At 37.5% G+C, this 8,467-nt stretch carries 7 protein-coding genes; 6 read left to right on the forward strand and 1 reads right to left on the reverse strand.

The features are described from left to right. Window positions 1-164: 164 nt before the first annotated feature. From tssH to FY049_RS19235, 6 genes are read left to right on the forward strand one after another with little or no spacing between them, the layout of a single operon-like run. A complete protein-coding gene (gene tssH / locus FY049_RS19210) occupies window positions 165-2,837 on the forward strand; it encodes a type VI secretion system ATPase TssH (RefSeq protein ID WP_327857920.1) in 2,673 nt (890 codons plus the stop codon). A gap of 19 nt (window positions 2,838-2,856) precedes the next feature. After that, window positions 2,857-3,960 carry a type VI secretion system protein TssA gene (gene tssA / locus FY049_RS19215; RefSeq protein ID WP_004723563.1) on the forward strand — a complete coding sequence of 368 codons (1,104 nt, stop codon included), beginning with the start codon at window positions 2,857-2,859 and terminating at the stop codon, window positions 3,958-3,960. Between the two features lie 6 nt (window positions 3,961-3,966). Next, complete coding sequence (tssK, locus tag FY049_RS19220; protein ID WP_004823587.1) at window positions 3,967-5,331, forward strand: type VI secretion system baseplate subunit TssK; 1,365 nt, start codon at window positions 3,967-3,969, stop codon at window positions 5,329-5,331. A 14-nt stretch (window positions 5,332-5,345) separates the two neighbouring features. Next, a complete protein-coding gene (gene icmH / locus FY049_RS19225) occupies window positions 5,346-6,146 on the forward strand; it encodes a type IVB secretion system protein IcmH/DotU (protein ID WP_004723567.1) in 801 nt (266 codons plus the stop codon). A gap of 11 nt (window positions 6,147-6,157) precedes the next feature. Further along, complete coding sequence (locus FY049_RS19230; protein ID WP_151956707.1) at window positions 6,158-6,754, forward strand: hypothetical protein; 597 nt, start codon at window positions 6,158-6,160, stop codon at window positions 6,752-6,754. Then, complete coding sequence (locus FY049_RS19235; protein WP_004723569.1) at window positions 6,751-7,734, forward strand: M15 family metallopeptidase; 984 nt, start codon at window positions 6,751-6,753, stop codon at window positions 7,732-7,734. The genes FY049_RS19230 and FY049_RS19235 overlap by 4 nt, the downstream gene beginning before the upstream one ends. A 266-nt stretch (window positions 7,735-8,000) precedes the next feature. Here the strand turns inward: FY049_RS19235 and FY049_RS19240 are convergent, their stop codons facing one another. Beyond that, window positions 8,001-8,312 (reverse strand): ankyrin repeat domain-containing protein, encoded by a 312-nt coding sequence (locus tag FY049_RS19240; RefSeq protein ID WP_419330506.1) that lies wholly within the window; start codon window positions 8,310-8,312, stop codon window positions 8,001-8,003. Window positions 8,313-8,467: the final 155 nt, after the last annotated feature.

An 8,467-nucleotide genomic window follows, 5' to 3' on the forward strand; every position in this document is an offset into this window, starting at 1 on the left:
ATCCTGTCTTCACAAAAGTTTTTTTTTATGTAAAATATTTCCAGTGATTTTTAAAAAATTATTAAATATTTGATTTCAATATACTAATTTTAATGCCAAATTTATAGGCTAGAAAATTTAGAATTTATTTGCCTAGAAATAAAGTTTTTTGAGAGAGACAGAAAATGACAGATCTAAAAGTTTTGATTAAAAAGTTATCAGCATCTTCACGTACATCTTTAGAACAATCCGCCAACTTATGTGTAAACCATCAAAATTTTGAAATCGAAATCGAACATTTTTTTGTCAAATTATTAGAACAACAATCCAATGATCTTGAACTTCTACTTAATAAATACAAAATTTCAAAAGATGCACTTTTAACGGATTTATTAGAGTGTATTTCTCAACTTCCTAAAGGAAATACCCGTACACCTATTTTTTCCAAATCAATTGTTAGACTTCTTGAACAAGCTTGGTTACTTGCTTCGGCTGAACCAGACCCAGTGATCCGAAGCGGTCATTTATTAATTGCACTTTTAACAGCATCTGATCTTTACCAAATTGCTATTCGAGCATCGAGCTTATTTGATCTGTTTCCAATCGATACGATGAAGCATAAATTTTTGGAAATTTGTGTAAACAGCGCCGAAAATATTCCAACAAATTCTCAAGAACAAGAAGCTGAACTTAAGAATCAGCCAACAGACCATTCCGCTTCGAGCAAAAAGACACCTGCATTAGATCAGTTCACCATTAATTTGACTGAAAAAGCCCAAAAAGGTGGGATTGATCCAGTCATTGGTCGTGAATATGAAATCCGTTTAATGCTTGATATCTTGATGCGTCGTCGTCAAAACAACCCTATTTTAACGGGTGAACCTGGTGTGGGAAAAACGGCTGTTGTAGAAGGTCTGGCATTAAAAATTTCACAGAACCAAGTGCCCGATGCGTTAAAAAATGTCCAATTACACTCTTTGGATATGGGCCTGTTACAAGCGGGTGCAAGTGTTAAAGGTGAGTTTGAAAACCGCTTAAAGCAAGTGATTCAAGAAGTACAACAGTCTTCTCATCCAATTATTTTGTTTATTGATGAAGCTCACACCATGATTGGTGCGGGCGGCCAAGCTGGGCAAAATGATGCTGCGAACTTATTAAAACCTGCACTTGCGCGCGGTGAATTACGCACAATTGCAGCAACAACTTGGGCTGAATACAAACAATATTTTGAAAAAGATGCTGCTTTAAGTCGTCGTTTCCAAGTGGTCAAAGTAGAAGAACCGACTGAAGAAGTCGCGATCGATATGCTACGTGCCATGATTCCAGTGATGGCCAATCACTTTAATTTACGCATTGATGATGAAGCGATTATCACCGCTGTTCATTCTTCACATCGTTATATTAGTGGCCGCCAACTCCCAGATAAAGCCATTAGTGTGCTTGACACCGCTGCGGCTCGTGTTGCGCTAACCCAAAATGCTCAACCGGTCAAACTCGATCAACTTAAAGCACAACAACATAATTTAAATCTTGAATTCAATATTATTGAAAATGAACACCGTCACCAGCCAATTCATGAAGAACGTTTAGCTCAATTAACATCATCATTGGAATTGCTTGATCAAGAAATTCAGCAAACAGAACAACAATGGCAAGCTGAATTGGCACTGATTCAAAAAATCCAAACATTAGAAACTGCTGAACAGGCTGATTCCAACAAAGATGAGATTCTCAGTACACGTACGCAGCTATCTGAGCTACAAGGTCAGCAACCACTGGTCTTTGAACGTGTAAATGCCCAAATTATTAATGAAATTATTTCAGACTGGACGGGTATTCCTGTTGGTAAAATGGTCAATGATGAAATTAAGCAAATTCTCAGTCTGGAAGAAAAACTTGAAAAACGTGTGATGGGACAAGATTATGCCCTACATCAGCTGGTTCAAGGTATTAAAACATCAAAAGCACGTTTAGAAGACCCAAATAAACCACAGGGTGTTTTCATGCTTGTCGGTCCAAGTGGTGTGGGTAAAACAGAAACTGCCTTAGCACTTGCCAATGAACTTTATGGTGGTGAGTCACATTTAATCACCATCAATATGTCTGAATACCAAGAGGCGCATACGGTTTCTTCGCTTAAAGGTGCGCCTCCAGGATATGTCGGGTATGGTCAAGGCGGTGTTTTGACTGAAGCCGTTCGACGTAATCCGTATAGCGTTGTGTTATTAGACGAGATTGAAAAAGCACACAGCGATGTCCAAGAACTGTTCTACCAAGTTTTTGACAAAGGTACGCTCGAAGATGGTGAAGGTCGTGTGATTGATTTTAAAAACACCACGATATTACTGACGTCAAACACGGGCTCAAATGCCATCATGCAGGCATGCTTAAATCAACCTGTCGAAGAATGGCCAAGTGCTGAAGAGCTGACTGAACAACTCAAACCAAGCTTATACAAACAATTTAAGCCAGCATTCTTAGGCCGTATGCGAATTGTCCCTTACTTCCCATTACATGATGATCTATTAGTCAGAATTATTGAGCATAAACTAGGAAAAATTACAGCACGACTCGAAAAGCAGTATGAAACCAAAGTGACATATAGCGATGATTTAATCGAATTAATTCTAAGTCGTTGTACTGAAGTTGATAGTGGCGCACGTAATGTTGATAACATTTTAAATGCCTCAGTGTTACCTGCTTTGGCCACTGAAATATTGGTGGCTTTGGCTGAACAAAAAATACCAAAAGTCATTCATATTGATACTAAAGATGATGAAATCATTTACCTATTAGATCCACAAGCGAAGCCAGCAAAGAAAAAGTCGAGCAAAAAGTCAAAAGTTGTGGAAGCTTAAATATATACGAGTATAGAAAATGGATATAAATTTAGACGTCTTATTAGAGCCTATTTCTGATGCTCATCCGTGTGGAGAAGATTTATCTTTTTCCAATGAGTTTCACGAAATCAAAAAAGCACGTACCCATGATGATCCTTTATTAGACCAAGGTGATTGGATTTCTGAGCCAAAGCAAGCCGACTGGTCATTTGTTGCAGAAAAATCAATCCAATTACTCACGCAAAAAACCAAAGATATTCGTTTATTAACCTGGCTTACAGAAGCTTGGACAAACCTCTATGGCTTTGAAGGCTTAATCAAAGGACTGGAACTGAGTCACCGTGTTTTAGAACAGTTCTGGTTAAAGATTCATCCTGAAATTGAAGATGACGACTTAGATCAACGCTTAGGCTTACTGCAAGGTTTTACCACCCAATTACCGAGCTTGGTAAAGAATGTTCCGCTCATCAACATTCAACCGTTTTATTCACTTGCCCAATACGAAAAATTCTTACATCTACAGAATAATCGTCGTAAGCAAGCCGAAGATTCTGACAGTGTAGAAGCGTCCTTAGAATTAGATCAATTCAATCAGGCGCTATTCAACACCTCACGGACTTTTCAGTATCAAAATTATCAGCAATTTCAAGAAATTTTGCAGCATTGGAATATTATCAAACAAACATTAGATGCATTAATGGAGCTGGAAGCACCAAGTTTTGCGAGTATCGATTCACAGTTTGAAAATATTCAAATGAACCTGAAAAAAATCTATAAAGCAGACTCATTTGGAAACAACACCAATACAGCTGCAGTTGAAGATACCCCAGCTCAAATGACAATGCCAGTAACAGAAACAACGCATTCAGCTCCAATTCCACAAGCGCAAACATTTCAACCTCAACCACAAAGCCATTTACAAAACCGTGAACAGGCAATGCGGGTTTTACAAGAGATTGCCGATTACTTTCAAACCAATGAGCCGCATAGTCCTGTGAGTTATATGCTGCAAAAAACAATTAAATGGAGCCAAATGCCTTTACATGAATGGTTAACTCAAGTCATTAAAAATGATAATCCCCTTGATTCTATTCAAGAATTATTGGGCGTAAACCAAAATAATGAATCTTCTGAATGGTAATCATCTATGTTTAAAGCAGAAAAAGTTCTTTGGGGTGAAGGTTTATTTTTAAGACCACAACACTTCCAATTACAAGATACGTATCAAGAACAACGACTTAACCACACCATTCGTTCAACGATTCCTTATCCTTATGGAATTAAAAATCTTCGATTTGACGAAACACAACTGGGCACACATGTGCTTGCTTTAGAGCAAATCGATATGATTTGGCAGGATGGTGAAATTTACCAAGCGCCGGCCAAAGATCTGTTACCACAACCAATTTTATTGGATGAACTGAACTTGCGTGGGGAAATGTTAATCTACTTAGCATTGCCTATTTTACAACCGAATAAAAAGAACATCTCTGATGAACAGGATAAACAACCTGCTCGCTACCATTCATATTTGAATGAAACTCACGATCTTTTTACTGATGCATCCCCTGCTGAAATTACATTTCTTCGACGCCGAACTGAATTTAAACTTTTTGATGTTCAAGCAGATCCAAATCAAGATTTAGATGGTTTTTTATATCTTGCTATCGGAAAAATTCGACGTCATAGTTCAGGGAATTTTGAGATTGATTCAAAATATATTCCACCAATTTTACATATTCAGTCAAATGAAACCTTATTGGCAAATTTGAAGCGAACATTGAACGTTGTTCGTGCCAAAATTAAAATGATTCAAACCAATAATCGTGAAAATGAACAAAAGCTCATTGAATTTAGATCGGGTGATATTGTTTCATTCTGGTTGGTCAATGCACTAAATACTGCTCATGCGACCTTGAATCATCTGTTACAAAATCCGCAGATTCACCCTGAAAAACTATTTTTTGAACTTCTGCGTTTAACGGGTTCATTGCTGACATTCTCTACCGCATATGAAGTTGAACATTTGCCACAATATCAACATCATAACTTGCAAGATAGCTTTAGTCAGCTTGATAAAATTTTACGCGAATTGCTCGATACGATTATTTCAAGTCGTTATATCAGTATTGCGCTAAAAGAAATTCGCCCATCTTATTGGGTCGGAAGCTTAGAAACAGATAAAATCACCAAAGAATCAAGACTTTATATCGCTGTTTCTAGTAGCATGATGCAAACCCATGAACTGATTCAAATTGTCCCACTGCGTTTCAAAGTCGGGAATACTGTCGATGTTGAACAACGTGTTGTTGCGGCACTTCCTGCAATCCCAATTCATCATTTAGTCCAAATTCCAACTGCTATCCCAGTGCGTTCTGGTGTGAATTATTTTGAAATTGAACCACATCATGAAATGTATCAACGTATGCTTGATTCTGAAACCATCTGTATTTATGTCCCTGCAGGTTTCCAAGATATCAGTATTGAATTAATTGCAGTGATGAATGGTTAAGCGAGGAGTATGTCATGAGCCAGAATAATATTGCCCCCTCACTGTTTGATGATGGACAAATCGGTGGAGGTTCTTTACCTCAACAATCCAAAATCACACAAGCAACCAATTTAGTCGACCTTCTACATGACGGATTTTATATTGTTTTCTTGTTGAAAAATCAGTATGTGCCAGAAAATGCAAACGGCTTTAAAGACAAAATTTTAGACTTGTTGAATCGTTTTGAACATCAAGCAAAAAAACTGCAGTTTTCTCCTGAAGATATTCATGATGCAAAATATGCATATTGTGCCTTAATTGATGAAACCATTGTTACTCAACAAGATCCATCATTCTTTAACCTACAAAATCATTGGTTAATCAGTCCACTTCAATTAACTTTATTTGGTTCACAACTTGCAGGTTATCGATTCTTTGAGTTTCTCGAACTGATTCGCGCTCGTGGTAAAGAAAGATTGGCTTCACTCGAAGTTTTTCATTATTGCTTATTGCTTGGTTTCCAAGGTAAGTATCGTATTGAATCGATTGAAAGTTTAAATCATCTTGTGGCACGAGTTGGTGATGAAATCGATTATTTGAAAGGCAAAAAGACTGCTTTTTCTCCTTTTGCGGCTTTACCAGATCAAATCAAAAATATTATTCATAAAGAATTACCCTTTGTTTGGATTTTAATTTTCCTGTTGTTATTTGCTGTACTGGCTTTCGCTGGCCTAAAATTCATGTTGAATAAGACGGAAAATGCTTCTATTGCGAAATTTAATAATGTGATTTCTGCACCTGCTGAACAAGCACATATCACTATTCAATTGCCTTGACAGGTTGAATTATGACACAAGAAAAACAAACATCTATTCGTATATTACAAAGTAAACCCGCTAAAAAAACATTGGGGAAATCATCTGTTTTTCTACTTGGTTTAATTGCTGGGATGGTTATTTCTGCTATTTTCTTTTTTGTTTTTATCAATATGAACCCAACAGAAAGTGCCAGTACCAATACAGATTCGGTTGCAACACAAGAACCTGAGCTACGTGACGTGCATGCTGAAGAAGCAGCAACCAATCATCATGATGAAAATGCTGGTGCATATAAGCAGCATATCAATGAAAAAGATTTCAATCAGATTTTTAAACATGAAAATAAGGTTGCTGCTCAGAAAAACCCAAATCCGAATGCCTCACCGTTTGAACAAATGCTAAAACCGGAGGCGAAACCAGCAGTGCCACCGCCAGCTGCAACCAGACCACAAGCTGCAATAACCGCAAAACCAGTACCAAAAGCTAAAGTAGAAGCAAAGCCAGAAGCTGCTGCTAAACCTACTGAAAAAGAAGCCGCACCTAAAAAAGAGGAAGCGCAAGAAGCTTCCCCTGAAGGTACAGTGAAAATGACGATAGACCGTAAAGTCATAGAAAACAAACCATGATTTTGTTTGTTGTCATTTGCTTTATCTTTTTGGTGCTTGGTCTAACTTTTCTGATGTCTTATGAAATTAGACATAAAACCTTAGACTACCTTAAAGCACTTTTACCGCAAGGTAAGAGAAAGTTGGCTTCTGCAAAGCACTTTGCAGAACAAATGAATCAAGCAGCCTCAGCCAATCAGACCCAAACCCATTGGCATTTACAGCAATGGTGGATTTTGATTGCTGGTTTCTTTTTACTTTCCAGCATTCTTGTTTTTGCATTTACACGACCAATTGATCCGACAAAGGTTGAAGCAGAATATTTAAGAAAAACTGACCCACAAATTTATGCACTATTAAATGGTGAAGTTTTAACCCCTCCTCCTGCAGTGGATGAAAGCTTAATTGATGCTGCGATTGTTCAAGCACAAATATTGGAAAGAGACAACCCTGTTCCAAATCATCAATTCCCGAGTGTAAATCCATCAGCTATTGATAATGAAGGGGTTGGAGATCAACGTAGCAGCTTCGATACAGCAATGGTTGACCGTAAATGGGACAAAATGCATCCAAGTTATAAGCAGCGTTTACTGATGGTCTTTAAAATCATGAAAGAACGTCATGGTTATGAAATGGTGCTTTTAGAAGGTTATCGTAGTCCAGAGCGTCAAACTCGTTTATCTGGCAATACAGCCACGACTTTAGCCAAAGCCTATCAAAGTTATCATCAGTTTGGTTTAGCAGCCGATGTTGCCTTTAAACGAGATGGTAAAGTTGTTATTTCTGAACGAGATCCTTGGGCATGGAAAGGTTATCAATTATATGGGGTTGTTGCTGAATCTGTAGGTTTAACATGGGGTGGACGTTGGACACGAATCCACGACTATGGTCATACTGAGTTCCGTATGCCAGGACTGCGTAAAAACCGTGAATCTGCTGAACGCTTGATTGCTGAAGCACAAGGTAAAGGACTTATGGCAAATAATATTGATGTAAATTAATTGCCATGTTGTCTTTGTAGGAAAATGCTTACAGCAATCACAGCGATTGTCATCTATACGATCAAAGCCTAGTCTTATATTCTATAGTTATAGGGAACAGGAAGTTTCCCAGACATAAAACAATAATAAAGCGTCTGAGCATCAGGAACGTGAGATTCGACAGGAGTCAGATCTAACACACCAATACGAAGAAAACCCCATCAGGATGATGGGGTTTTCTTTTTATATCTATAGAATATCTGATTCACATCACATTGTTTGAGAATCTATAAACTATTTAAATACGCAATAATCTGTTGATTTTCAGCCATTTCAGCAAGCTCTAATGCGGTAAATTGGCTTTTATAGTCTTTGTCTGCGCCTTTAGAAATCAATAATTTAACAATATCTAAATGATCATTCTCCGCCGCAGCTTGTAGCGCACTATAGCCTTCATCATCAGTTTGATTAACGTCAATACCTTGTGATAACAGTTGTTCGACCTGTTCAAACTCTCCTAAAGATGCAGCATACACCAGTTCAGGAAGATGTAATTCTTCATCATGATCAGGAAGCGGTGAGAAAGAGTTAAGTTTCATAAGAAATACCCAATTTTTGTTCAATTATTATTTAGCTAAAAATTTTAAAGGTCAACAGTTCATTATTCAATGAAGTCATTGATCAATTAACTAGATCTATTTCATTATGCCCATCAATACCGCACATAAAAAAACACCCCGCTCTCACTAGAGAT

The organism is Acinetobacter sp. 1125_18A, from assembly GCF_052824985.1.